Origin of the sequence: Polaromonas potterensis (assembly GCF_033446725.1) — a bacterium.
GTDB lineage: Bacteria > Pseudomonadota > Gammaproteobacteria > Burkholderiales > Burkholderiaceae_C > Polaromonas.
On record NZ_JAWQLX010000007.1, the window covers coordinates 241,725 to 266,667 of the forward strand.

Below are 24,943 nucleotides of genomic sequence, written 5' to 3' on the forward strand. Positions count from 1 at the left end.
AGCCTAAAGGTTAACTTTGGTTAAGATGGCCCATGGCCCATATCGACCGCGTTTTACGCTCCAACATCAAGTTACGTCACTTGCAGCTGATGGTGGCGCTGGACCAGTTCCGGCATCTGGGCAGAACCGCCGAGTTCCTGTCTGTCAGCCAGCCCGCGGTGTCAAAAATGCTGACCGAGGTCGAAAACATGTTCGACCTAGTGCTGTTTGAGCGCTCGACCCGCGGCACCGAGCCCACGACCAGTGGCCAAGCCATTGTTCGTTTTGCCCGTTCGGTGCTGGCCGAGTACGAGCGCACGCGCGACGAGATTGCGGCGGTGGCCAGCGGTGCGGCGGGGCGCACGCGTGTGGGTTCCATGGTGGTGGCCATGCCGGTGTTGCTGGCGGGCGCGGTCAAGTTGCTCAAGCAGCGTTCGGCGCAGGCGACGGTGTTGGTCGAGGAGGGTGATCTGACCCACCTGCTGCCCAAATTGCGCCTGGGTGAGCTGGATCTGTTTGTGGGCCGGCTGGAGCCCGGTTATGCCGCGCCTGACCTGGTGACCGAAGCCCTGTTCAACGAACCCATGGTGGCCGTGGTCAAGCGTGGCCATGCACTCACGCGCAAGAAAAAGCCGGGCTGGAGCGATCTGGCCGTCATGCCCTGCGTGTTGCCTCCGCCCTGGGCCTCGCTGCGCGTGAAGATCGAGCAGACCTTTTATCGCTACGGCCTGAATCCACCGGTCGACATCCTCGAAACCTCGTCATTCCTGGCACTCACGACCTTTGTCAAGGAGCGCGACGCCGCCGGTTTTTTGGCGCGTTCGGTTGGCCTGCACTTTCAGAAGGAGGGTTTGCTGGCGGTGTTGCCGATCGAGGTGCCGATTGAACTGCCGCCCATAGGACTCATCACCATGCGCGGGCGGCGACTGACGCCGAGCAGCGAGCAACTGATGGATTGTTTACGTCTGAGCGCCAAAGCTGGCCGACTGCCTGACAAGGCTGTGGCCAAAAAGGCTTAAAACTTCATTCAATCCGGCCCAGCAGCAGGAACTCCATGAGCGCCTTCTGCACATGCAGTCGGTTTTCCGCTTCGTCCCAGACCACGGACTGCGGCCCGTCGATCACATCGGCTTCGACTTCTTCACCGCGATGTGCGGGCAGGCAATGCATGAACAAGGCATCCGGTTTGGCGGCCTTCATCATGTCGCTGTCCACACACCAGTCGGCAAAGGCTTTTTTTCGTGCTTCGTTCTCGGCCTCGTAACCCATGCTGGTCCAGACGTCGGTGGTGACCAGGTCGGCACCGGCGCAGGCTTGCATGGGGTCTTTGAAGACCTTGTAACTTTCGGCGGAGCGGATGCCGGCCACGGACTGGTCGACTTCGTAACCGCTGGGGGTGCTCAGGTGCACCTTGAAGCCCAGGATTTCACTGGCCTGCAGCCAGGTGTTGGCCATGTTGTTGCCGTCGCCGACCCAGGCCACCGTTTTGCCCTGGATGCTGCCGCGGTGTTCGATGTAGGTGAAGATGTCGGCCAGGATCTGGCAGGGGTGAAACTCGTTGGTCAGGCCGTTGATGACCGGCACGCGGGAATTTTCGGCGAAACGCTCAATTTTGGTCTGCTCATAGGTCCGGATCATCACCAGATCCACCATGCGGCTGATGACCTTGGCGCTGTCTTCAATCGGCTCGGCGCGACCCAGTTGGCTGCCTTCCGTGGTGAGGTTCACCACGCTGCCGCCCATCTGGTACATGCCGGCTTCAAAACTCACGCGGGTGCGGGTCGAGGCTTTTTCGAAAATCATGGCCAGCGTGCGGTCCACCAGCGGCTGGTGTTTTTCGTAGGCCTTGAATTTTTTCTTGATCAGGGCGGCACGTTCGAACAGCCAGGCGTATTCAGCGGCGTTGAAATCGCTGAACTGCAAAAAATGGCGGATGGTTTTTGTCGCGGCGGCACTCATGGCTTTTCTCCCAGCAACTGCTTGATCAGCGGGCACAGGATAGAGACCATTTCATCGGCTTCGGCTTCCGTGAGGATCAGGGGCGGCACCAGGCGGATCACGGTGTCGGCCGTCACACTGATCAGCAAACCCTTGTCGGCGCAGCGTTTGACCAGCTCACCACAAGGTTTGGCCAGGTCTATGCCTAACATCAGGCCCAGGCCGCGAATTTCCTTGACCGCACCGGAGGCCAGCTCGGCGGCCAGTTCACGGCTGAGTGCTGCTTTCAGGTGAGCACCCACTTTGGCAGCATTGGCCAGCAGGCCGTCTTCTTCCATGATGCGCAGAGTCTCGACACCGGCGCGCATGGCCAGCGGGTTGCCGCCAAAGGTGGTGCCGTGGTTGCCGGGGCCAAAAATGTGGGCCGCCTTGGGGCCGGCGACCACGGCGCCGATAGGCACGCCCGAGCCCAGGCCTTTGGCCAGCGGCATCACGTCCGGCTTGATGCCGGCCCACTGGTGCGCAAACCATTTGCCGGTGCGGCCCATGCCGCATTGCACTTCGTCAATCATCAGCAGCCAGCCGCGCTGGTCGCACAAGGCGCGCACCTGCTTCATGTAGTCGGCGTCCATCGGGTTGATACCGCCTTCACCCTGGATGGCTTCAAAAAATACCGCGACCACGTTCGGGTTGCCGGCGGTCGCGGCTTCCAGGGCGGGAATGTCGTTCAGCGGCACGCGGATAAAACCCTCGACCAGCGGGCCAAACCCGGCCTGCACCTTGGTATTGCCGGTGGCGCTGAGGGTGGCAATGCTGCGGCCATGAAAGGCTTTGTCGTAGACCACAATTTCGGGGCGTTCAATGCCCTGGTCATGGCCAAACTTGCGCGCCAGTTTCAGCGCGGCTTCGTTGGCTTCCAGGCCGGTGGAGCAGAAAAACACGTTTTCCAGGCCCGACAGCTCCACCAGCTTGGCGGCCAGCACTTCCTGGTTGGGCACATGGTAGTAGTTGGAGCTGTGGATGATTTTGGCAATCTGGTCCTGCAAGGCCGGCACCAGGCGCGGGTGGTTGTGGCCCAGCGTGTTGACGGCAATGCCGCCCAGGCCATCGAGGTAGGCCTTGCCATTGACATCCCACACGCGGCAGCCCTGGCCATGCGACAGTGCGATCGGCAGACGGCCGTAGGTGTTCATCACGTGAGGAGAGTCGGCTTCGATGTGTTGGGGCAGGGCAGCGGTCATGGGGGAACTCCGGGAACATTGCAAAACAGGTGGCCGCGATCAGATCGACGGGTCTGAAGTGATTTTAGGCGCAGAGTTTGCGGTCTTTTGTGAGGATGCTGCATCACAGCAATGCGCGGAGTCGGCGGCTATTCCTTAAAGCGGGGATGCAGGTCTTATATAAGATAGAATCATTGTGCGGTGCAGCATGATGACGCTATCCTTGTCTCTGGCACGCGAAAAACCCTCAACCCGATGGTCTCCAACTCCGCCAAAGAAGTCTTCATTCAGGGCATCACCCGCGACGGCAAAACCTTTCGCCCGAGTGATTGGGCCGACCGGCTGTGTGGCGTGATGAGCCAGTTTCGCCCCGGCGGACCGCAGCCCGGCAGTCACCTGACGTATTCACCCTGGTGTGTCCCCACCTTGATCAACGGCATCAAATGTGTCGTGGTCAACAGCGAGTTGCGCGCGTACGAGCCCATGGCCTGGGACTTCGCCATCAACTTCGCCAAAGACAATGACTTGCAGATGGCCGAGGCTTGTCTGCTGCCTGATCCTCCCAAGCCCTGAGCGGCCCTGGCGGGCAGAAGTCATTCCGATCCGAAAAGTACCGACGTAAAAAAACCGCCGAAAGGCGGTTTCTTACTTTTGCTGCAGCGCACCCTACAAAACGGCAGAGCGGAATTTCGTGAGAAATACCGTCCGGGCGATTTGCCTAAATGTTTAGGCGGCTTTCAGGGCCAGGGCTTTCACCTTGGCGGACAGACGGCTCTTGTCGCGAGCGGCCTTGTTTTTGTGGAAGATGCCCTTGTCGGAAATCGTGTCCACAATGCTTTGGGCCTTGGCGAACAAGTCCTTGGCTTTGTCTTTGTCACCAGCTGCAACGGCTTTTTCGACGTTTTTCACAGCGGTGCGGTATTTGGAACGCAGCGAGGTATTCGCGGCATTGAGTTTGACGTCCTGGCGGACGCGTTTGCGGCCGGAGGCCAGGCGGGGGTTCTTTTTCTTGGGTTTGGCGGTTGCCATAATAAATTTCCTTTAATCCAGGGAGGAGTCTGTGGATGATGCAGCAAAGCCAACGATTATAGCAGCCCCCACGCTTGTCGCTTCGCGTACTGCGCTGCCCCCTCGGGGGGCAGAGAGCTACACGAAGTGAGCGAACGTAGGGGCCAGTACACTCCCCCCGTGTCACTTTTCAAAGCCGCCTCCACCGTTTCCCTGCTGACGCTGGCCTCGCGCGTCACAGGCCTGGTCCGTGATCTGTTGATGGCCTCGGTGTTTGGCGTCAGTGCCATGACCGACGCCTTCAACGTCGCTTTCCGAATCCCCAACCTGTTTCGACGTGTGCTCGGCGAAGGTGCTTTCAGCCAGGCTTTTGTGCCGGTACTGGCAGCCTGCAAGGCGGAGAAAGGCGAAGAGGGCGCCAAACAACTGATAGACCATGTCGCGACCTTGCTGACCTGGGCGCTGGTTTTGCTCTGCGTGGCGGGTGTGCTGGCTGCGCCGCTGATGGTGTGGGCCATGGCAAGCGGGCTGAAGCCGCCGGCTTACAGCGCCGCCGTGGTGATGACCCGTTGGATGTTTCCTTACATCGGCTTTATGTCGCTGGTCGCGCTGGCCGGCGGCATTCTCAATACCTGGCGCCGGTTTGCTGTGCCTGCTGCCTCGCCGGTGTTACTGAATGTGGCGCTGATCGGTTCCATCACCTTGGGCGCACCCTGGTTCGCCAGGCACGGCATCGAGCCGATTTACGCCCAATGTGTGGGGGTGATGGTGGGCGGCGTGTTGCAGTTGGGCCTGCAACTGCCTGCGCTGCGGCGCCTGGGTTTGTTGCCGCGTATCGGTGCCAGCTTGACGGCCTTGCGCCAGTCCTGGAAGGATCCGGAGACGCGCAAGGTACTGGGCCTGATGTTGCCGGCCTTGCTGGGGGTGAGCGTGGCGCAGATATCGCTGCTGATCAACACCCAGATCGCCTCGCATCTGGCCACCGGCAGCGTGAGCTGGATCACCTATGCGGATCGCCTCATGGAGTTTCCCACCGCCATGCTGGGCGTGGCCCTGGGGGTGGTGCTGATGCCGCAACTGGCCGCGGCGCGCGGCAGTCAGGACGAGGAACGTTACTCCGCCATGCTCGACTGGGGGCTGCGTCTGGTGGTTCTGCTGTCGGTGCCCTGTGCCGTGGCCTTGCTGGTTTTTTCGCAGCCACTGGTCGCGGTGTTGTACCACTATGGCGCGTTCAGTGACGCCGACGTTCAGCGCACGACGGCCGCGCTGAGCAACTATGGCGTGGGGCTGCTGGGCATCGTCGCCGTCAAGGTGCTGGCCCCGGGCTTTTATGCCAGGCACGACATGCGCACGCCGATGCGTATCGCTGTGTGTGTGCTGGTACTCACGCAGGTGCTGAACTATTTTCTGGTGCCCTTGCTGCAACATGCGGCCCTGACACTCTCGATCGCCATTGGCGCGTTGATCAACGCCTTGTGGTTGTTGCTGGGGCTGTTGCGGCGAGGAAGTTACAAACCGGCACCGGGCTGGGCGGTGTTTGCGCTGCAGGTGGTGGCGGCCAGCGCGCTGCTGGCGGTGTTTTTGATGTGGTCGGCCCAAGCCGTCAGCTGGACCGGGCTGCGGGCCGAATCTTTCAAGAGAATTTGGCTTCTAGCCCTTGTCCTGTGTGCGTCAGGCGCTATCTATTTCGGAGCGCTTTGGGCAAGCGGCCTGAAAGTCCGCAAGCTCATGCGCCGGTAACGCTTGGTAAAGACTTGGGCTCGCGCTGCCCGGCGCTTTGTGAGAAAGTAGTGCCATGCCATTGAATTTCGCGGTCCCGTCGCCCCTGCAATACTTTGCCAGCCTGGTGCAAAGCGATGTGCATTTTCCGCTGCTGGAAGCCGCCGCCTGTGTGGCCCAGGACGAGTATCCCGATCTGGATGTGCAGCAGGTGCTGGGTGATGTGGACCAGTTGCTGGCCCGCCTGAAACGCCGCTTGCCGGGTGATGCCTCGGCCCTGCAGAAGCTGCGGATGCTGAACCAGTTTTTTTTTCGCGACCTGAATTTCGGCGGCAATATCAATGACTATTACGATCCCGACAACAGCTACCTGAACGCGGTGCTGCGCACCCGGCGCGGCATCCCGATCACGCTGGCCGTGTTGTGGCTGGAGTTGGCCGGTGGCCTGGGGCTCAATGCCCGCGGCGTGGCTTTCCCGGGTCACTTCATGGTCAAGGTCAACCTGCCCAAGGGCCAGGTGGTCATTGATCCGTTTACCGGCCATTCCCTGAGCCGCGAAGAACTGTCCGAGCGGCTGGAGCCTTTCCGGCAACGCAGCGGCCTGGTCGACGAGTTCGAGGTGCCGATCGGCCTCTACCTGCAGTCCGTGCCTGCGCGCGACATCATCGGTCGTATGTTGCGCAATCTCAAAGAGATCCACAAAAACCAGCAGGACTGGCCGCGGCTGATTGCCGTGCAGGACCGCTTGATCGTGCTGCTTCCCGAAGCCTGGGCCGAATACCGCGACCGCGGCCTGGCGCTGGCCGAACAGGGCGAGTCCGGTCGCGCCGTGCCCGATCTGGAAATTTACCTGGACCACACCGAGGACGCGCTGGACCTGGACAGGGTGGCCGACCGCCTGGCCCAGTTGCGGCGCCAGAAAAGCTGACGCGGCGCCCTTTCGGAGGCAGAGGGCTACACGCTAGTTGAGCGAAGGTGGGGGCCAGGTTTTTCCGCAGGGCCGCCCCAAGGAAAAATGCACCCCCTCGGGGGGCCGCGAAGTACACGAAGTGACGAGCGTGGGGGCTCAGGGTGTCAGCCACTGCGTTTTAAAAACTGCGGAATCTGTCGCCCATCGACCGAACGGCTGGGCGTGCGCACCAGCGTGGGTTGGCTGGCCGGCTGATGCGGCCCAGTAGCTGGGCGGCTGCCACTCAGCGTTGACAGGCGCCCGCCATGCACCATGGACTCCTGCGCCAGCATCAGGCTGTTGGGCAGCGAACCTCGCTGTTTGGACACCACTTCCTCGGGCTGGGTTTGCGGCGATGCCGCCCCTTTGGGGGCCAGACTTCGTGCGGGCGGGCGCGGGGTGGCCGCGCTGTCATTGGCCGCTAGCGGCGGGTAGAGCAGGGGCTGCAGCCATTGCAAAATAGGCGCCCATTGCGCCAGATCGGCCGCCGCCAGTTGGGGTGGCAAATCAAACATGGTCAGTCCGCGTTCCAGGCTGCGTACATAGAGCTGTGTTTCACGCAGCGCGCCCAGAAAAGGCAGGCCCAGCGATTCCGCCCAGACGTCCAGGGTTTTTGCGGCATGGGTGCGACCGTCGATACGCATGCCCACCACCGCGAGGCGACAGCGGCCGCTGGTCACACGTGGCAAGCTCATCAGCTCGGCATGGCAGGCCTCAGCCGATTCACGGTCAAAGATGGAATGGCACACCGGCATCACGATGGCGTCGGCAAACATCACCACCCGCGCCAACTCGAAGCCGTGCAGGCCGCCAGGGGTGTCCAGCACCACGTGGGTGATGCCGGTCGGCACCCGTAGCATGTTTTTCTGGTCCACGGCCCAGGGGGCGATCAGCGGCAGGGCGGCGTCGCGGCGTTTCAGCCAGGCGCGCGCCGATTGCTGGCGGTCCACGTCGCCGAGCATGACCGAGCTGCCCTGGCGCGCTACCCAAGCCGCGATGTGGGCAGCCAGTGTGCTTTTGCCACTGCCTCCCTTGCGGTTGACGACTGCGATGACCGGCATGACTCCTCCAGAAACGGATGAATCAAACAGTTTGATGCAGAAATGGCAAAAAGTCTAGTTTGGCCAATCTGGACGGGCATGAGTAGCTAGTATTTTTGTAGCAAAAAAGACCTATTCGGGCGGGTTCGGCGTCAGCCTGGGGGCCGGGCGTCGCGCCAGCGCCACAGCAGCGCCAGTGCCATCAGGCTGAAAGCGGCGCCTGCGACAAAGGTGACAGGTGCGCCCCACTGGTCCCACAAAACACCGGCCAGCGTACTGGCCACCAGCATGGCCAGGCCGCTGACAAGATTGAAAAAACCGAAGGCGGTGCCGCGCAGGTCGGGCGGCGCGGCGTCGGCCACCATGGTGGCCAGCAGACCCTGCGTCATGGCCATGTGCAGGCCCCATAGCGCCACGCCGACCCACACGGTTGTCCAGTGGCTGCTGGACGCCAGCAGCACATCGGCGGCGATCAGCACCCCCAGGCCCCACGCCAGCAAGGTGGTGTGCTTGACGCTGTCCGACAGTTTCCCAAAGGGGTAAGCGCCCAGTGCATAGACCACGTTCATGGCGATGAGGACCAGCGGCGTGTAGGCGATCGGCAGACCGCCCTGCATCGCGCGCAGCAGTAAAAATGCCTCGCTGAAGCGGGCCAGGGTGAACACGGCGCCAATCAGCACCACGCGCCAGTACGGGGCGCTCAGGCGTCGCAGTTCGTCTTTGCTGATCGGGTTGCGCCGGGATGTTTCTGTGGTTTTGCATGCGGGCGCAGGTTCTTTCACTCCCACCAGCAGCAGCGCCACGGCCATGAAACCGGGCACCATGGCGACCCAGAAAATCGCCCGGAAATCATTCGCCCAAAGCAGCATCAAGCCCATGGCAAGCAGCGGCCCGACGAAGGCGCCCACCGTGTCCAGCGACTGGCGCAGGCCAAAAGCCGCGCCGCGCATGCCGGGCGGGGCCAGGTCGGCCACCAGCGCATCACGTGGCGCGCCGCGTAGGCCTTTGCCGATGCGGTCGATCAGGCGGGCGGCGAGCACCATGCCAGTGCTGGTGGCCAGCGCAAAAAGCGGTTTCGAGGCTGCCCCGAGCCCATAACCCAGGACCGCCAACGGTTTGCGTTTGCCCCAGTAGTCGCTGAGCACGCCGGAAAAGACTTTGACGATCAGGGCCGTGGCCTCGGCAAAACCTTCAATCAGGCCGACGGCCCACATGCTGGTTCCCAGCACCGTCACCATGAAGACCGGCAGCAGGCTGTGGATCATCTCGGAGGAGATGTCCATCAGCAGGCTGACAAAACCCAGCGCCCAGATGGCGGCGGGAAGACGCGTTGGGATTGGCGGGTTGGGCATGCGGCCTGGGCGGACGTTTGCGCTGCCAGCCGCGTGCCGTTTGGCCCGGCTTAGCTGACGGTCACCGCGGCGCCATCGCCTTTGGCGGCAATCACGCCGATTTCGTAGACCTGCTCACCGGCTTCACGCAGGGTTTGGGCTGTGGCCTGGGCGTTGGCGGCGTCCACCACCACCACCATGCCGATGCCATTGTTGAAGGTGCGGTTCATTTCAATGTCGTCGATAGCGGCCGTTTTTTGCAGCCAGGCAAACAACTCGGTCTGCGGCCAGCTGCCTTTTTTCAGGTGGGCGGCGGTGCCGTCGGGCAACACACGCGGAATGTTTTCCAGCAGGCCGCCACCGGTGATGTGGGCCAGCGCCTTGATCGGGTGGGCAGCCAGTGCGGCCAACACGTTGATGACGTAGAGGCGGGTTGGCTCCATCAGGGCCTCTTTGAAGGGTTTGCCGTCCAGCGTGGCGGGCAGCTTGTCTTCGGCGCGTTCAATACATTTGCGCACCAGGCTGAAACCGTTGGAATGTACGCCGCTGCTGGCCAGGCCCAAGACCACGTCGCCGGGCTTGACATCTTTGCCGGTCAGGATTTTGGATTTTTCGACGGCGCCGACCGCAAAACCGGCCAGATCGTATTCACCTTCGGGGTACATGCCGGGCATTTCAGCGGTTTCGCCGCCTATCAAGGCGCAGCCGCTGAGCTCGCAACCCTTGGCAATGCCGCCGACCACGGCTGCGGCGGTGTCCACATCCAGCTTGCCGCAGGCGAAATAGTCGAGGAAAAACAGCGGCTCGGCGCCTTGCACCAACACGTCGTTGACACTCATGGCCACCAGGTCTATGCCCACGGTGTCGTGCATATTCCACTCAAAAGCCAGGCGCAGCTTGGTGCCCACGCCGTCGGTGCCGCTGACCAGCACCGGTTCCTTGTAGCGTTTGGGCACCTCGAACAACGCGCCAAAACCGCCAATGCCGGCCAGCACCCCCTCACGCATGGTTTTTTTGGCCAGGGGTTTGATGCGTTCAACCAGGGCGTCACCAGCGTCAATGTCAACGCCGGCGTCTTTGTAGCTCAGGGGGGTAGGAGAAGAGGTGGTCATGCTGCTTGAGTGGGTAGGCTGTGCTCTGGTTCGGGCACCAAGCCCGATAGAATCCAGCCTAAGATTCTAAGGGTTCACCCCTGTCAGGCTGTATGCAATTTACTTCTACCCAAAAACGCACCGCGACCTGGTGCCTGATCGCCGCCTTGATTGTGCTCGCGCTGTGGTTTCTGGGACCGGTGTTGACCCCCTTTGTGGTAGCGGGTGTTTTGGCTTATGCGCTGGCGCCGCTGGTCGACAAACTGGACGGCGCGGGCCAGGGTCGGCTGCCGCGTGTGCTGGCGGTCCTGATCGTGGAAACCGTGTTTATTTTGATTGTGTTGTCCATTTTGCTGCTGGTGGTGCCGATTTTTGCCAAGGAGTTGCCATTGCTGCGTGAGCAGTTGCCCGTGCTGGCGGAGCGGCTCAACAACGCCTTGGGCCCCTGGCTGGCGCAGTTCGGCATCAAGGTGTCGCTGGATGTTGCCAGTATCAAGGCCTTTGTCCTCAAGTACCTCAATGCCAATGTGGAAGATGCGTTCGGATCCGTCCTGTCGTCGCTGAAGCTGGGCGGCAGCGTGGCGCTGGCCCTGGTCGGCAACCTGGTACTGATCCCGGTGGCGCTGTTTTTCCTGCTCAAGGACTGGGACCGATTCATCGCCCTGTTGCTCGAACTGGTGCCGCCCAAGATGCGCGCCTCGTTCGACAGCTTCATGGAAGAGGCCGATTCGGTGCTGGGCCAGTATTTGCGTGGTCAGTTGCTGGTGATGGCGGTGCTGGCGATTTATTTCAGCGTGGCGCTGGCGCTGTTCGGCTTTGATCTGGCCGTGCCGGTGGGGGTGTTCACCGGGATGGCCTTTTTTATTCCCTTCCTGGGCTTTGGCCTGGGCATGATCCTGGCATTCCTGGCCGGGGTCTTGCAGTTTGGCAGCCTTTATGGCGTGCTGGTGGTGGCCGGTGTTTACGGCGCCGGACAACTGGTGGAAAGTTTTTACCTGACGCCGCGGCTGGTGGGCGAGCGTATCGGCCTGCACCCGCTGGCGGTTATTTTTGCCCTGCTGGCTTTTGGTCAGCTGTTTGGCTTTCTCGGCGTGCTGATTGCGTTGCCCAGCAGCGCGGTGCTGCTGGTCGCGATTCGCCGCTTGCGGGCCGGCTACATCGGCAGCCGGCTCTACCAGGGGTGACGCGAACCATGACTGGCATGAAACAAATTGCACTGGATATCGGGTTGGCCTCGCCGCCATCACTCGCCAATTTTTTTGCGGGGCCTAACGAGGCGGCGCTCAAACACCTGGAGTTGTGGGTCGGCAACAGCCTGCGCTCCCCGGTGCCGACCTACCTGTGGGGCGAGCCGGGCAGTGGCAAGACGCATTTGCTCAAAGCCGTGAGTGAGGCCTTGCGCGAGCAGGGCGCCGCCGTCGGCTGGCTCGATGCCTCGATGATGGAGCCGCCCGAGTTCCAGGACAACTGGGCGGCGGTGATCATGGACGATTGCCACCTCTACACCGCGGTGCAGCAGCAGGCCGCGTTCAACTGGTTCGTCAACGCCCTGAATGCCGCCGATGGCCATCCCCGCTGGGTACTGGCCGCCGGCAGCGCACCCCCGGCCGATCTGGCGCTGCGCGAAGACTTGCGCACCCGACTGGGCTGGGGCCATGTGTTTGCCCTGCAGGCGCTGACCGAGCCGGAACGCCGGGCCGTGTTGCGCCAGGAAGCCGATGCGCGTGGTGTGTTCCTCAGCGACGACGCCATGGATTTCATCCTGAGCCGCTTCTCCCGCGACTTGGGCCACCTGATGCAACTGCTTGACCAACTGGATGTGTACGCGCTGCAAACCAAACGCGCGATCACCATCCCGCTGATCAAGTCCATGCTGGAGAACTTGTGACATTACCTATCAGCACAGCCCCCTCGGGGGGCAGCGACGTACGCGAAGCGACAAGCGTGGGGGTCAAGCGCCTGGCTTTGTTTGACCTCGATCACACGCTGATCCCTTTTGATTCCGACTACGAGTGGGGCGAGTTCACGATCGCGCTGGGCTGGTGTGACGGCCACGAATTCAAACGCCGCAATGCCGAGTTTTTCGCGCATTACCAGGCCGGCACCCTCGATGTACACGACTACGTGCGTTTTGCCACCCAGGCCATCCGGGAGCAAGGCGCTACAAAATCAATAGCTGCTCACGCCCAGTTCATGCGGGAAATCGTGCAAAACGGCATCAAGGAGCAGGCGCTGGCGCTGGTCGGGCAGCACCAGGCTGCGGGCGACCAGGTGGTGATTGTCACGGCCACCAACGAGTTCGTGACCCGGCCCATCGCCGCCGCCTTTGGTGTGACGGAACTGATTGCCGTCGAGCTGGAACGCGACGCAGACGGCCAGCTGACCGGTGAAATCCACGGCACACCGTCTTTTCGCGCGGGCAAGGTGACCCGGGTCCAGCAGTGGTTGGCCGATCGCGGGCTGGACTGGGACACGGTGGAAACCACGTTTTACACAGACTCCCTGAACGACCTGCCTTTGCTGGAAAAAGTCACCCATCCGGTGGCCACCAATCCCGACGACCGCCTGCGGGCGATCGCCACCGAGCGCGGATGGCGCATACTTGAGCTGTTCTAACTGCCGCAGACCGTGGCCCTTGCCTTGCAAGCGCGGCCGGTCCGGCAAAATCTCCTGATTCAATGATCAAAAAATTTATCGACAAGCTGTTTGGCAAATCCGACAGCGCCGCCAACAGCGCCAAACGGCCCAAAAAATCAGTTTTCGGCGAACGCCGCGAAGTGGGCCCCAAAGACCACGGGATTGACCCCAAACTGGTCGACGAACGTGCCATGGACGTGGTCCGCACCCTCAAACAGGCCGGTTACGAGGCCTATGTGGTGGGCGGCGCGGTGCGCGACCTGCTGGTCGGCTTGCGCCCCAAAGACTTTGACGTGGCCACCGATGCGACGCCCGAGCAGGTGAAAAGCCTGTTCCGCCGCGCCTTCATCATTGGCCGGCGTTTTCGCATTGTTCACGTCATTTATGGCCGTGGTCGCGAACACGAGGTGATCGAGGTCTCGACCTTCCGTGCCCACCTGGACAGCAGCCTGGCCGAACAGGTCGGCGGCAACGAACGCACCAGCAAAAGCGAACTCGCGGGCATGAAACACGCCGTGGACGCCTCCGGCCGGGTCTTGCGCGACAACGTCTGGGGCCCGATGGAAGAAGACGCCGCACGGCGCGACTTCACCATCAACGCCATGTATTACGACCCGGAAACACAAATCGTGGTCGACTACCACAACGGCATCCGCGATTCGAAGAAAAAAATCATTCGCATGATTGGCGACCCGGCCACGCGTTATCGCGAAGACCCGGTGCGTATCATCCGCGCCGTGCGTTTTTCGGCCAAGCTCAGCGCGCTGGGTTTCACCTTCGAAGAAAAAACCGCCGCGCCTTTGCGCGCCATGAAAGGCCTGTTGGCCGATGTGCCGCAGTCGCGTCTGTTTGACGAAATGCTCAAGCTGCTGCAAACCGGCCACGCGCTGGCCAGCATTGCGCAACTTAAATTCCTGGGCCTGAACACCGGCATCTACCCGCTGCTGGACGTGGTGGTGGACACGGCGGAAGAACCCTTTTTGCAACTGGCCCTGCGGGACACCGACCGTCGCGTCGGTGAAGGCAAACCCGTGGCGCCCAGCTTTTTGCTGTCCTGTGTGCTCTGGGCCGATGTGCGCGAAGGTTGGGCACGGCGCCGCAAGCAGGGCGAACATGTCATGCCGGCGCTGCAGGACGCGATCGACGATGCCTTCAACGCCAAGATCGGTGATGTCTCGGGTCGCGGCAAGCTGGGCACAGATATGCGCGAGATCTGGACCATGCAGCCGCGTTTTGAAAAACGCAGCGGCAGCTCGCCTTATTCCTTGCTGGAGCAACCCCGTTTCCGCGCCGGTTTTGACTTCCTGCGCCTGCGCGCGCAAACCGGCGAAGTCGAGACCGAGCTGGCCGAGTGGTGGGAAAAGTTCAGCACCGCCTATGACGACGAGCGCCATGAAATGATCGAGCAGGCGCGCCTGGCGCAACTGCAGAAACCGCAGCCGCCGCGCACCCGGGTCAAACGCAACGATGCTGATGCGCCGCGCACGGTGGCCGGCGCCAGCAGCAGCCCGGATGCAGACCGTATGCCGCCGGCAACACCGGGCGAGCCGGGTGAGCAAGGTGAATTCGGTGACGCGGCGCCTGCCAAAAAGCGCAGGCGCCGCCGCAAGCCCGTGAACCGCGAAGCCGGTGCGGCGCCTGCCAGCTCAGCTTCCGACGGCCAAGCCGACTTCTGAGCCTGGCCATGGGCGCGGGCGAACACCCGTCTGATCGCACCGGCCGGGTCACGGCCTACGTGGCCATAGGCGCCAATCTGGGCGCGGCCAGCGCCGCCGTACAGCAGGCGATGGAGGCTCTGGATGGCCTGCCGCTGACCCGTGTCACCCGGCGCTCCAGCCTGTACCAGACCCGGGCGCTGTCCAATGACAACGGGGTGGAACGTGAGGCCGCCAGCCCGGACTACATCAATGCCGTGGTGGAAGTGTCAACCGGCTTGAGGGCGCCCGCCTTGCTGGACCAGCTTCAGAAACTCGAGCAGGGAGCCGGCCGTGAGCGGCCTTACCGCAATGCGCCGCGCACGCTGGATCTGGACCTGCTGCTGTACGGCAGCGCCAGCATTGACTCAGTGCGGCTGACGGTTCCGCATCCGCGCATGATGCAGCGCGCTTTTGTGCTGCTGCCGCTGGCGGAAATTGCCCCGGCGCTGGTGTCGCCAGCACAACGCGACGCGGTGGCGGATCAGGTGATAAAACGGCTCGACTGACGTTGTTCAGGGCGCCAGGCGCTCGCGCAACCAGCCGCCGTCTTCTTGCAGCGTGTAACGCAGGCGGTCATGCAGCCGGCTTTTGCGGCCTTGCCAGAACTGCCAGTTGTCCGGCTTGAGCCGGTAGCCGCCCCAATGCGGCGGACGCGGCGGTTGCAGCAGAAATTTCGCGCCGTATTTCGCGGCGTTGGCCACCAGCACGCTGCGATTGGTTATCACCTGGCTTTGCGGGCTGGCCCAGGCGCCGATACGCGAGTCCAGCGGCCGGCTGTGGAAGTAGGCGTCGCTTTCTTCGGCGGACACTTTTTCAACCACCCCTTCAATACGCACCACACGTTCCAGTTCGACCCAGTGAAACTGCAGGGCCGCATACGGGTTGCTCGCCAGTTCCTGACCTTTGCGGCTGTCGTAGTTGGTGAACCAGGTGATGCCGCGCTCGTCGTAACCTTTGATCAGCACAATGCGGGTCGAGGGGCGACCGTTGCCGGCCACCGTCGCCAGTGTCATGGCATTGGGCTCGGGCACCTCGGCGCGTATGGCTTCCTGCAGCCACTGCTCGAACTGCAGCAGGGGGTCGGCCTGCGAGGCCTCTTCGTTGAGTTCGGCGCGTTCGTAACTTTTGCGCAGGTCGGCGATGGCGGAAGAAGGGCTCATGCCTGCCATTGTGCCCGCTCGTTTGGGCTGAATAAGTGCTGGGGCTTGAAAGCGAATAATTATTCGTTTATATTGCCTGATCTCATGAAACCCAAAGACGACGAAAAGCAGCGCGCGATTGCCGAGGCCACCTTTGAGCGGGTGGCCCAGACCGGCTTGAGCGGGCTGACCATGGCCGATATCGCCAGGACGGCGGGCATCGCCACCAGTACCTTGTACGTGTATTACCCGTCGAAAGACGAGCTGATCAGCCAGCTTTACCAGGACGCCAAAACTGCCACTATGCAGCGCCTGATGGACGGTGTGGAACCCGGAACCCCGCTGCGCAGCCGGGTGCGCCGCCTCTGGGGCAATCTGTTACGACACCGGCTGGAACGTTACGCCGAAGTGGTTTTCCAGGAGCAGTATTACAACTCCCCGTGGTTCACCCAGGGCAACCGCGAGTTGTCGACCCGGCTGGCGGCCGGCTTTCTCGCGCTGATGCAAGAGGGCCAGCAGCAGGAGATTTTTAAACCCGTGCCGCTGCCCTTGTTGACCGCCAGCGTGGTGGGTTCGGTGCGGGAGACCGCCAACCTGATCCGTACCCAGGTCTTGCCCGATGACGAGGCGGTGCATCTGGCGGCTTTCACCCTGTGCTGGGATGCGATCAAGGCGTGAGCCGTACCTGGCACAGCAAAATTTCCCCATTTAAGCGAATAAAAATTCGCCAAATAATTTTCTTGTAACTTCGATTTCACAAGGAGCTTCACGATGCCAACCCTGAACATCAACGGCAAAGACCTGTCCGTCAACGCCGACGCATCCACGCCCATTCTTTGGGCCTTGCGTGACACCTTGGGCATGACGGGCACCAAGTTCGGCTGCGGCGCGGCCTTGTGCGGCGCCTGCACCGTGCACCTCAACGGCGCGGCCATTCGTTCCTGCGTGACGCCAATCTCGGCGGCCGTGGGCCAGAAAATCACCACCATCGAAGCTGTCGCCAGCGACCGTGTCGGCCGGGCGGTGCAGCAGGCCTGGGTCAAACACGATGTGGCGCAATGTGGTTATTGCCAGAGCGGCCAGGTGATGAGTGCCACCGCCTTGCTCAAAACCAAGCCCAAGCCGACAGACGCGGACATCAACGCCGCCATGGCCGGCAACATCTGCCGCTGCGGGACTTATGTCCGTATCCGCGCCGCCATCAAAGACGCGGCCTTGACCCTGGCTTGAAGGAGATCAGCATGTACACCTCAACCCCATTCGATATCGCCGATCAACTGCCAAAAGGCCTGCAAGTCCTGATGCACCGGGCGCAAGGTGCTATGGATAATGAAGCAAGCACCGGCTTGCCGCGGCGCAGCTTTCTCAAGCTTGTCACCGCCAGCGGTTTTGCACTGGGCGCTTTTCCCTTGCTGACGCAGGCCCAGACATCACCGGCCGCTGCCGCCAGCGCTTTGAAGCCGGCGCAACAGCCCTCGGCTTTTGTCCACATCGCCAAAGATGGCACGGTCACGGTCACGATCAACCGGCTGGATTTTGGGCAGGGTGTGCAGACCGGCCTGCCCATGATCCTGGCCGAAGAACTGGACGCGGACTGGCGCTTGGTGAAAAGCCAGCACGGCAATGCCGATCCGGCCTATGCCGACCCGGTGATGGGCATGCACCTCACGGGCGGGTCGAGTGCGATCAAGAACTCCTACACGCAGTACCGCGAACTCGGCGCCCGCACCCGGGCCATGCTGGTGGCGGCGGCTGCGGCGCAATGGGCCGTGGATGCGGCCAGCCTGCGCACCCGTGAAGGCGTGGTGATCGGTCCCGGCGGCAAACGCCTGGGCTACGGTGAACTGGCGCAAGCCGCCATGCAGCAGCCGGTGCCGGAGAAGGTCACGCTCAAGGACCCGAAACAGTTCCGCATCATCGGCAAGCCCACGGGCCGGCTGGACGCACGCGCCAAATCCAGCGGCGGCCAGAGTTACGGCATCGACACCAAGCTGCCCGGCATGTTGACGGCGGTGGTGGCGCATCCGCCGGTGTTTGCCGGCAAGATCAAGTCGCTGGACGACGCGGCGGCCAAGGCCGTTCCCGGGGTGAAAGCCGTGTTGCGTGTGCCTCTGGACCGTGGCGGCGAAGGGGTGGCCGTGGTCGCCGAAGGTTACTGGGCGGCCAAGCAGGGCCGCGATGCGCTCAAGGTCGACTGGGACAGCAGCGCGGTGGAAAAGGTCGACAGCGCCCAGCAACTGGCCAGCTACCGCGCGCTGGCGCAGACCACTGGCGCGCTCAAATACACGGCCGATGTCGGTGCGCTGGCCACCGCGCCCAAAAAAATCAGCGCCGAGTTCGTGTTTCCTTACCTGGCCCATGCCCCCATGGAGCCGCTGAACTGCACGGTGCAACTGAGCGGGCAGGGCGCGGATGCCAAGGCCGAACTCTGGCTGGGCACACAAATGCCCGGGCTGGACACGCTGGCGGCGGCCAAGGTGTTGGGCGTGGCGCCGCAAAACCTCAAGATGAACGTGCAGATGGCCGGTGGCGGTTTTGGCCGCCGCGGCATTCCCAGCAGCGACTACGTGGTCGAAGCCTGCGCCGTGGCGAAAGCGGCGCGCGCCGCCGGGCTCACGGCCGCGGTGCGTACCTTGTGGAGCCGCGAGGACGACATCAAGGGCGGTTATTACCGTCCCATGCATGTGCACCGTGCCGAGATCGGTTTGGACGCGCAGGGCAAGATTCTGGCCTGGGACCATGTGATTGTTGGCCAGTCCATCATCGCCGGCTCGCCGTTTGAAGCCTTCATGGTCAAGGATGGCGTGGACGCCACCATGGTCGAAGGCATGAAAGAGCCTTACGATATCCCGATGCGCCTGTCGGTACATCATCCCAAACTCAATGTGCCGGTCTTGTGGTGGCGCAGTGTCGGCTCCACGCATACCGCGTATGTGATGGAAACACTGATCGACGAGATTGCGCGCAGTGCCGGGCAAGACCCGGTGGCTTACCGCCTCCAGCAGTTTGGCGACAAACATCCGCGCCATCGCGCCGCGCTGCAACTGGCCGTGAGCAAGTCCGGTTACGGCAAACGCACACTGGCCGCGGGGCGCGCCTGGGGCGTAGCGGTGCACGAGTCTTTCAACACCGTGGTGGCCTATGTGGTGGAGGCCTCGGTCAAGGACAAGACACCGGTGTTGCATGCCGTCACCGCGGGCGTGCATTGCAACCTGGCCATCAACCCGACCAGCATTGAAGCGCAGATCCAGGGCGCGGCGTTGATGGGGCTGTCCATGTGTTTGCCGGGCGCGGCCATCACCTTGAAAGACGGCGTGGTGGAGCAAAGCAATTTTGGCGACTTCCAGGTGCCGCGTATCACCGACATGCCCACGGTGGCGGTGTTTGTGGTGCCCAGCGCCGATGCCCCCACCGGCCTGGGGGAGCCCGGCCTGCCGCCGCTGGCGCCGGCCTTTGCCAATGCCATCGCGAAACTCACGGGCCAGGCGCCGCGCGAGCTGCCCTTCAAGCTGGCGTGATGGACGCAACGCTGCCCACGGTGCTGGTGCTGGCCTCGGGCCGCGGTGAACGTTTCACCGCCTCGGGCGGCAGCGTCCACAAGTTGCAGGCCTTGCTGGCGGGCAAACCGGTGTTGCAACACACGCTGGATGCCGTGATCGCCAGCGGCCTGCCCTGGCATCTTGAAAATGTGGGTCATCCCGGCATGGGGGATTCGATTGCCGCGGCCGTGCGCGCCACGCCGGATGCGGCGGGCTGGCTGGTGCTGCCGGGTGATTTGCCGCTGCTGCAGGCCAGCACCCTGCGTGCCGTGGCCGATGCCCTGGCGCAACACGCCGTGGTGATTCCGCTGTACCAGGGCGCGCGTGGTCACCCGGTCGGGTTTTCCACGGCCTGCCGTGATGGCCTTCTGGGTTTAAAGGGAAATCAGGGTGCAGCCCCCGTGGCACGGGCGCAAGAAGCTATGAATTCAGTAGCGTTTCTGGCGCTGGACGATGTTGGGGCTGTGACCGACATTGACACCATGGACGACCTGGCGCGCGCCGAGCAGTGGCTCGCAGCGCGTTGAAGAACCACTCTTCGCCGTGCGCATTTTTCTCCCCGCATTTCCCAGCAGGGGCCGCGGGACTGGCTTCGCCGGGCCGCAGGCGCAGCGCCCCCTAGGGGGGCAGAGAGCTACGCGAAGCGAGTGAACGTGGGGGCTAACTTCTAATTACGGCACACGCCAGCCGCGGGCCGGCGTTGCCGGTCGGCTGGGTTTTGTAGTCGTCGGGGTCGCGGTGAACAATCAGGCCTTTGCCGACGATGTCGGTGAGGCCGCTGCCGACGGCAATCGTGCTCGACTCGAAGCTGAAGGTCGCCACGCCACTGGCGTCGGCTTTCAGGCTGGGCAAATCGCCGGTGTGGTGCGGGCCCATGGCGTGATTGCCATGCGCAACGCCGGTAGGGTTGAAGTGCCCGCCGGCGCTCATGCCGTCGCCGCTGGAGCAATCGCCTTTTTCATGCACATGAAAACCGTGTTCGGAGTTGGGCGGAAGGCCACGCACTTCGCCGCTGACCTGGACCTTGTCACCGGTCTGTACAAAACGGACATTGCCGCTGGTGCTGCTGCCGGTCGTGGCTTGCAACTGGGCGGTGGCGCGGGGGCCTTCGGGCTTGCTGGCACAAGCGCTGAGTAAAACAGCCGAACTGAACAGAAAAATCAGACCTGGTTTCATGTGTTTCTCCGGTGTGGCGTCGGAAGTGCCAAGGTGTGCCGACTTTAGGCTTCGCGCGTATCGCTGGCAAGGCCTGCTTGTGATAATTTGAGGAGGCGTGCCAGCGCCGCATCCGAAATGCCGTGGCTTTGCAAGCTCTCCAGGGTCTGGCGTGCATAGTCGTGGGTGGTGCCGTAACGCCCGCAGGCGTCGGCAAAAATCTGCCGGTAACGCGCTTCGCTCAACTCGCCGGTGTAGTTGGGGCTGCGCCGCGACAGGGTGAAAGCCAGCGCCTGAACCGGCCCCTTGCCGGTGTGGCAACGCAACCAGCGCGGGTCATACACACCGGTGACCATTTCGCGCAGCCACAGCCTGGCCACCACCTCGCGCACCTCATGTTTGGGTACCCGGTAAACCACGCCGTGGCAACTGCCACCCGAGAGCAGTGCAAACACCAGCCCGGGGCATTCCGGCGTGCCGCGATTGATGCGGCTCCACATTTTCAGCGCGCGGTGCCAGCCATGCACGCTGGCGCGTTGCCGCTCGGCAAACTCGAAGTCCGGCCGCCAGATCAGCGAGGCGTAGCCAAAAACCCAGAGGTCGTCCTTGCCACCCCATTGGTGCAAAAAATGCGCCAGCATAGGCGCCGGATCACGCAGGGTCAGCAGGTCTTGATTCAGCAATTTTTCCACCACCACACTTTACAATGGCTGTCCTGCGTCCGCCATCCTGTAGCCTTTACAGCGATGCCGGCAGCGCCAGTTTTTACGGAGATTTCGACATGGCTTCCCCCTCTGATGATGACCAACAACGTATTGCTCTGGGTCTTGTGTTTGCGATCGTCGCTCTGGTGGTCGCTGCGGTGATCGGTACCGCGGTGGGGCACCGTGGCGGCAGCGCCGCGAAGTCCGTGGCGGCGGCGCCGGTCCCTGCGGTCCCAGCCCTTGGTGTGGTTGTCGATGCGGCCGTCGGCTCCGCGCCGCTGTCGGCGCAGGCGGCCGCCGATGCGGCCAGCATCACGGTGGAATACGGCGTGGTGAAGTTTTATTTTGCGTCCGGCAAAGCCGACCTGGCGCTTGGCGCCAGCGAGGCGCTGGTCGACGTGGTCAAAGGCGCCCAGGGCGGTAAAAAAGTGATCATCTCGGGTTTTCACGATGCCAAGGGCAATGCCCAGCTCAATGCCGATCTGGCCAGGCAACGTGCGTTTGCCGTGCGTGATGCGCTGAAGGCGGCCGGTGTGGCCGAGAGCCAGATCACGCTGGAGAAACCCGCACAAACAGCGGGCAGCGGCAGCGACGCCGAAGCGCGCCGGGTTGAAATCACCCTGCAGTAAGGGCGGCCATCGCCGCATCTGGGCGGCGATCAAAGAAGGGCCTGTTCAGGCCCTTCTTTTTTTGTCCTTCATCGGTAACCGGTCTGTACCCGATGGCTTCCCAAAGGATTGGTAACCCAGTAGGATGGATGAAGTAATAAAGTTACGAATTCACCCTCAAAAGCATTGCCCACCATGACTCTTCATCCCACCATCGCCCGCGTCACCGACAAAATACGTGAACGCAGCAACGTCACCCGCAGCGCTTACCTCCAGCGCCTGGACAACACGGCGACCCGTGCCGTCAGCGTGGACCGCATGGGTTGCGGCAACGTGGCCCACGCGGTGGCCGGCATGCCGCTGGACGACCGTTTCAAGGTGGTCACCCAGCGCGCGCCCAACATCGGCATCGTCACCGCCTACAACGACATGTTGTCGGCCCACACGCCGATGCAGCCTTACCCCGACCTGATCAAGTGGGAAGCCCGACTGCACGGCGCGACCGCCCAGGTGGCCGGCGGTGTGCCCGCCATGTGTGACGGCGTGACACAAGGCACCAGCGGCATGGAGCTCAGCCTCTTCAGCCGCGACGTGATTGCCATGGCCACCGCGGTGGCGCTGAGCCACGATATGTTTGACGCAGCGCTGATGCTGGGTGTGTGCGACAAGATCGTGCCCGGCCTCTTGATAGGCGCGCTGCATTTTGGCCATTTGCCCACGGTGTTTGTGCCGGCCGGGCCCATGCCGTCAGGCCTGCCGAACAAGGAAAAAGCCCGGGTGCGCGAGCTGGCGGCCCAGGGCCTGGTTGGCCGCGACGGCCTGATGGAAGCCGAGCTCAAGTCTTATCATAGCCCCGGCACCTGCACCTTTTATGGCACGGCCAACAGCAACCAGATGTTGCTCGAAGCCATGGGGCTGCATGTGCCCGGCACTGCTTTTGTGCAGCCCGGCGGTGACCTGCGTGACGAGCTGACACGCGAGGCCGCACGCACCGTGCTGGGCATCGTCAAGGCCAAACGTTTTGCACCCATCGGCCAGGTGGTGGATGAACGCGCGATTGTGAACGCCATGGTCGCGTTGCTGGCCACCGGTGGCTCCACCAACCACCTGATTCACTGGGTGGCGGTGGCACGTTCGGCCGGCATCCTGATTGACTGGAACGACTTCTCGGCACTGTCGGAAGTGGTGCCCTTGTTGACCCATGTGTATCCCAACGGCAGCGCCGACGTGAACGAGTTTCAGGCGGCCGGTGGCACGGGTTTTGTGATCCGCGAACTGCTGGACAGCGGCTTCATGCATGAGGATGTGTTGACGGTGCGTGACGGCGGACTTCGCGAATACACGCGCGAGCCCGCGCTGGTGGACGGCCAACTGGCCTGGCATGAGATGGGCGCGTCGAAAGACGACACCATTGTGCGGCCGGCCAACCAGCCTTTCAGTGCCACCGGTGGCCTCAAACTCTTGCAGGGCAACCTGGGCCGCAGCGTGATCAAGGTCTCCGCCGTGCCGGATGACCGCCATGTGATTGAAGCGGTGGCGCGCGTGTTTGATTCTCAGGAAGGGCTGCATGCGGCGTTTAACGCCGGTGAGCTGGAGCGCGACGTGGTCTGTGTGGTGCGCTGGCAGGGGCCGCAGGCCAACGGCATGCCCGAGCTGCACAAACTCACGCCGCCGCTGGCGGTGTTGCAGGGCAAGGGTTTTCGGGTAGCGCTGGTCACCGATGGGCGCATGAGCGGCGCCTCGGGCAAGGTGCCGGCGGCCATCCATGTGTCGCCCGAGGCGGCGGCCGGCGGCCCGCTGGCCAAGGTGCGCGACGGCGACGTGATTCTGGTCGATGCCAATACCGGCATACTCGAGGTCAAGGTGCCGGCCGCTGAATGGGCGGCCCGCCAAGCCGCCGTGATGCCCGAGGCGCTGCGTGTCAGCAACGGGCTGGGCATGGGACGTGAACTGTTTGCCGGCATGCGCGAGCGCGCACTGACGGCTGAAGAAGGAGCTTTGTCGTGGATTTGAATCTGGATATCAAGGGGCCACTGACGTCCCTGCAGGTGATGCAGGACGCCGCTGTCATTCCGGTGATTGTGTTGACCGATGTGGCCCATGCCGTGCCGCTGGCACGTGCGCTGGTTGCAGGCGGCATTCGCATGCTGGAAGTGACCTTGCGTACGCCGCAGGCGCTGGCCTGTATCGAAGCCATTGCCCGCGATGTGCCCGAGGCGGTGATCGGCGCAGGCACCGCGCGCAGTGCGGCCGATGTGCAGGCCTGCGCGATGGCCGGTGCGCGTTTTATCGTCAGCCCCGGCTACACCCACGCGGTTGGCCAGGCCTGCCGCGATGCCCACATGCCCTTGTTGCCCGGAGTGGCGACCGGCAGCGAAATCATGGCCGCGCAGGAAGACGGCTTCACCGAGCTGAAGTTTTTCCCGGCCATGCAGGCCGGCGGCCTGGCCATGCTCAAGGCCTGGGGTGGACCTTTTGGCGATGTGCGCTTTTGCCCCACGGGCGGCATCACGGCAGCCAATGCGGTGGAGTTTCTGGCCCTGCCGAATGTGGTTTGTGTTGGCGGCTCCTGGCTGGTGCCGGCGGATGCGATGGCGCGGGGTGATTGGGCGCGGGTGAGCGCGCTGGCCCGGCAGGCGGTGCAACTGCCTCGGTAGTTAGCCAAGGTTTTAAGCGTTTTCGTGCTCTAGCCCTTGTGCGAAGGGCGAGAGTAGCTATTGAATTTATAGCGAATCTCGCTTACATCTCCCACTCGGGCTGAGCTGGTCGAAGTCCTGTTTGATTTCGAGTTTTAGCGGTTTGCCTGCTGGCCGGGTCTCGCCCCGGCGGGCGACTTACTTTTCTTTGCTTCGCCAAAGAAACCTAAGGAAAAGAAAGGCGACCCCACTGTCTGCGTCCCTGCGCTTCGCTGCGGGTAGCCTGCGGTGCTCGGTCCAGTTGGGGTCGAGCTCGAACTCGCTGCGCTCAGACAATCGCTCGCCCTGATCCGACTGAACCTCCGCTCCTCGGCGCAGCCAGAAGGGGGTGTGGGAGAGAAGGCGGGAACGGATACGGGGAGACGAGGCCGTCATTCATGCACGCGCTTGCAGCACACAAGACCAAATGAAGTCCCCCTCCATCGCCCAGCGGGGCGAGGGGAATACGAAGGGACTTCCCACTTCACGGTAGCGGCATCAAGTGCCAAGATTG

At 62.8% G+C, this 24,943-nt stretch carries 25 protein-coding genes; 16 read left to right on the forward strand and 9 right to left on the reverse strand.

Annotated elements, in window-relative coordinates; genetic code table 11:
* Positions 1-32: 32 nt before the first annotated feature.
* Positions 33-998, forward strand: a complete 966-nt coding sequence (locus tag R6254_RS14620; protein WP_318407839.1) for a LysR substrate-binding domain-containing protein — start codon at positions 33-35, stop codon at positions 996-998.
* A gap of 4 nt (positions 999-1,002) precedes the next feature.
* On the opposite strand, the gene argF is transcribed toward R6254_RS14620, so the two are convergent.
* Both argF and R6254_RS14630 read right to left on the reverse strand, forming a co-directional pair.
* Positions 1,003-1,938 carry an ornithine carbamoyltransferase gene (gene argF, locus R6254_RS14625; RefSeq protein ID WP_318407841.1) on the reverse strand — a complete coding sequence of 312 codons (936 nt, stop codon included), beginning with the start codon at positions 1,936-1,938 and terminating at the stop codon, positions 1,003-1,005.
* Positions 1,935-3,158 carry an aspartate aminotransferase family protein gene (locus R6254_RS14630; RefSeq protein WP_318407842.1) on the reverse strand — a complete coding sequence of 408 codons (1,224 nt, stop codon included), beginning with the start codon at positions 3,156-3,158 and terminating at the stop codon, positions 1,935-1,937. The genes argF and R6254_RS14630 overlap by 4 nt, the downstream gene beginning before the upstream one ends.
* 234 nt (positions 3,159-3,392) lie before the next feature.
* Here R6254_RS14630 and R6254_RS14635 point away from each other — a divergent pair, with 234 nt between their 5' ends.
* Positions 3,393-3,710, forward strand: a complete 318-nt coding sequence (locus tag R6254_RS14635) for a DUF3579 domain-containing protein (protein WP_318407843.1) — start codon at positions 3,393-3,395, stop codon at positions 3,708-3,710.
* A gap of 153 nt (positions 3,711-3,863) precedes the next feature.
* Here R6254_RS14635 and rpsT read toward each other — a convergent pair whose 3' ends face one another.
* A complete protein-coding gene (rpsT, locus tag R6254_RS14640) occupies positions 3,864-4,166 on the reverse strand; it encodes a 30S ribosomal protein S20 (protein WP_092000580.1) in 303 nt (100 codons plus the stop codon).
* 159 nt (positions 4,167-4,325) lie between these two features.
* Between rpsT and murJ the strand changes: the two genes are divergently transcribed.
* Both murJ and R6254_RS14650 read left to right on the forward strand, forming a co-directional pair.
* Complete coding sequence (gene murJ, locus R6254_RS14645) at positions 4,326-5,885, forward strand: murein biosynthesis integral membrane protein MurJ (RefSeq protein ID WP_318407845.1); 1,560 nt, start codon at positions 4,326-4,328, stop codon at positions 5,883-5,885.
* Positions 5,886-5,940: 55 nt separating this feature from the next.
* Positions 5,941-6,792, forward strand: a complete 852-nt coding sequence (locus R6254_RS14650; RefSeq protein ID WP_318407847.1) for a SirB1 family protein — start codon at positions 5,941-5,943, stop codon at positions 6,790-6,792.
* A 146-nt stretch (positions 6,793-6,938) separates the two neighbouring features.
* Here the strand turns inward: R6254_RS14650 and R6254_RS14655 are convergent, their stop codons facing one another.
* The 3 genes from R6254_RS14655 to purM all read right to left on the reverse strand — a co-directional run bounded on the left by R6254_RS14655 (position 6,939) and on the right by purM (position 10,296).
* Positions 6,939-7,874 (reverse strand): ParA family protein, encoded by a 936-nt coding sequence (locus tag R6254_RS14655; RefSeq protein ID WP_318407849.1) that lies wholly within the window; start codon positions 7,872-7,874, stop codon positions 6,939-6,941.
* 131 nt (positions 7,875-8,005) lie between these two features.
* A complete protein-coding gene (locus tag R6254_RS14660; protein WP_318407851.1) occupies positions 8,006-9,205 on the reverse strand; it encodes an MFS transporter in 1,200 nt (399 codons plus the stop codon).
* A gap of 50 nt (positions 9,206-9,255) precedes the next feature.
* Positions 9,256-10,296, reverse strand: a complete 1,041-nt coding sequence (gene purM, locus R6254_RS14665) for a phosphoribosylformylglycinamidine cyclo-ligase (RefSeq protein ID WP_318407853.1) — start codon at positions 10,294-10,296, stop codon at positions 9,256-9,258.
* Positions 10,297-10,388: 92 nt separating this feature from the next.
* Between purM and R6254_RS14670 the strand changes: the two genes are divergently transcribed.
* From R6254_RS14670 to folK, 5 genes are all read left to right on the forward strand, one after another.
* Positions 10,389-11,459 (forward strand): AI-2E family transporter, encoded by a 1,071-nt coding sequence (locus R6254_RS14670; RefSeq protein WP_318407855.1) that lies wholly within the window; start codon positions 10,389-10,391, stop codon positions 11,457-11,459.
* Positions 11,460-11,476: 17 nt separating this feature from the next.
* Complete coding sequence (gene hda, locus R6254_RS14675; protein ID WP_318407857.1) at positions 11,477-12,163, forward strand: DnaA regulatory inactivator Hda; 687 nt, start codon at positions 11,477-11,479, stop codon at positions 12,161-12,163.
* A gap of 56 nt (positions 12,164-12,219) precedes the next feature.
* Positions 12,220-12,891: a histidinol-phosphatase gene (locus R6254_RS14680; RefSeq protein ID WP_318407890.1), complete on the forward strand. Its 672-nt coding sequence runs from the start codon at positions 12,220-12,222 to the stop codon at positions 12,889-12,891.
* A gap of 62 nt (positions 12,892-12,953) precedes the next feature.
* On the forward strand, positions 12,954-14,588 hold the full coding sequence (gene pcnB / locus R6254_RS14685) for a polynucleotide adenylyltransferase PcnB (protein ID WP_318407859.1): 1,635 nt from the start codon (positions 12,954-12,956) through the stop codon (positions 14,586-14,588).
* An 8-nt stretch (positions 14,589-14,596) separates the two neighbouring features.
* Positions 14,597-15,115 carry a 2-amino-4-hydroxy-6-hydroxymethyldihydropteridine diphosphokinase gene (gene folK, locus R6254_RS14690; protein ID WP_318407860.1) on the forward strand — a complete coding sequence of 173 codons (519 nt, stop codon included), beginning with the start codon at positions 14,597-14,599 and terminating at the stop codon, positions 15,113-15,115.
* A gap of 6 nt (positions 15,116-15,121) precedes the next feature.
* Here folK and pdxH read toward each other — a convergent pair whose 3' ends face one another.
* Positions 15,122-15,769, reverse strand: a complete 648-nt coding sequence (gene pdxH, locus R6254_RS14695) for a pyridoxamine 5'-phosphate oxidase (RefSeq protein WP_318407862.1) — start codon at positions 15,767-15,769, stop codon at positions 15,122-15,124.
* 84 nt (positions 15,770-15,853) lie between these two features.
* Here pdxH and R6254_RS14700 point away from each other — a divergent pair, with 84 nt between their 5' ends.
* The 4 genes from R6254_RS14700 (at position 15,854) to R6254_RS14715 (ending at position 19,814) form a co-directional block, all read left to right on the forward strand.
* On the forward strand, positions 15,854-16,426 hold the full coding sequence (locus tag R6254_RS14700; protein ID WP_318407863.1) for a TetR/AcrR family transcriptional regulator: 573 nt from the start codon (positions 15,854-15,856) through the stop codon (positions 16,424-16,426).
* A gap of 93 nt (positions 16,427-16,519) precedes the next feature.
* Positions 16,520-16,978 (forward strand): (2Fe-2S)-binding protein, encoded by a 459-nt coding sequence (locus R6254_RS14705; RefSeq protein ID WP_318407864.1) that lies wholly within the window; start codon positions 16,520-16,522, stop codon positions 16,976-16,978.
* Between the two features lie 11 nt (positions 16,979-16,989).
* Positions 16,990-19,266, forward strand: coding sequence for a xanthine dehydrogenase family protein molybdopterin-binding subunit (locus R6254_RS14710; protein WP_318407866.1), 2,277 nt, complete (start codon positions 16,990-16,992; stop codon positions 19,264-19,266).
* The gene (locus R6254_RS14715; protein WP_318407868.1) at positions 19,266-19,814 is read left to right on the forward strand and encodes a nucleotidyltransferase family protein; all 549 of its coding nucleotides are present in this window, start codon (positions 19,266-19,268) and stop codon (positions 19,812-19,814) included. Before R6254_RS14710 ends, R6254_RS14715 begins: the two co-directional genes overlap by 1 nt.
* A gap of 133 nt (positions 19,815-19,947) precedes the next feature.
* On the opposite strand, the gene R6254_RS14720 is transcribed toward R6254_RS14715, so the two are convergent.
* Positions 19,948-20,463 carry a superoxide dismutase family protein gene (locus R6254_RS14720; RefSeq protein ID WP_318407869.1) on the reverse strand — a complete coding sequence of 172 codons (516 nt, stop codon included), beginning with the start codon at positions 20,461-20,463 and terminating at the stop codon, positions 19,948-19,950.
* Between the two features lie 44 nt (positions 20,464-20,507).
* Entirely contained in the window at positions 20,508-21,083 is a 576-nt protein-coding gene (locus tag R6254_RS14725) for a gamma-glutamylcyclotransferase (RefSeq protein ID WP_318407891.1), read from the reverse strand.
* A gap of 140 nt (positions 21,084-21,223) precedes the next feature.
* Between R6254_RS14725 and R6254_RS14730 the strand changes: the two genes are divergently transcribed.
* The 3 genes from R6254_RS14730 (at position 21,224) to eda (ending at position 24,411) form a co-directional block, all read left to right on the forward strand.
* Positions 21,224-21,775 (forward strand): OmpA family protein, encoded by a 552-nt coding sequence (locus tag R6254_RS14730; RefSeq protein ID WP_318407871.1) that lies wholly within the window; start codon positions 21,224-21,226, stop codon positions 21,773-21,775.
* 174 nt (positions 21,776-21,949) lie between these two features.
* Positions 21,950-23,767: a phosphogluconate dehydratase gene (gene edd, locus R6254_RS14735; RefSeq protein WP_318407873.1), complete on the forward strand. Its 1,818-nt coding sequence runs from the start codon at positions 21,950-21,952 to the stop codon at positions 23,765-23,767.
* Between the two features lie 38 nt (positions 23,768-23,805).
* Positions 23,806-24,411, forward strand: a complete 606-nt coding sequence (eda, locus tag R6254_RS14740) for a bifunctional 4-hydroxy-2-oxoglutarate aldolase/2-dehydro-3-deoxy-phosphogluconate aldolase (RefSeq protein ID WP_318407892.1) — start codon at positions 23,806-23,808, stop codon at positions 24,409-24,411.
* Positions 24,412-24,943 lie beyond the last annotated feature (532 nt).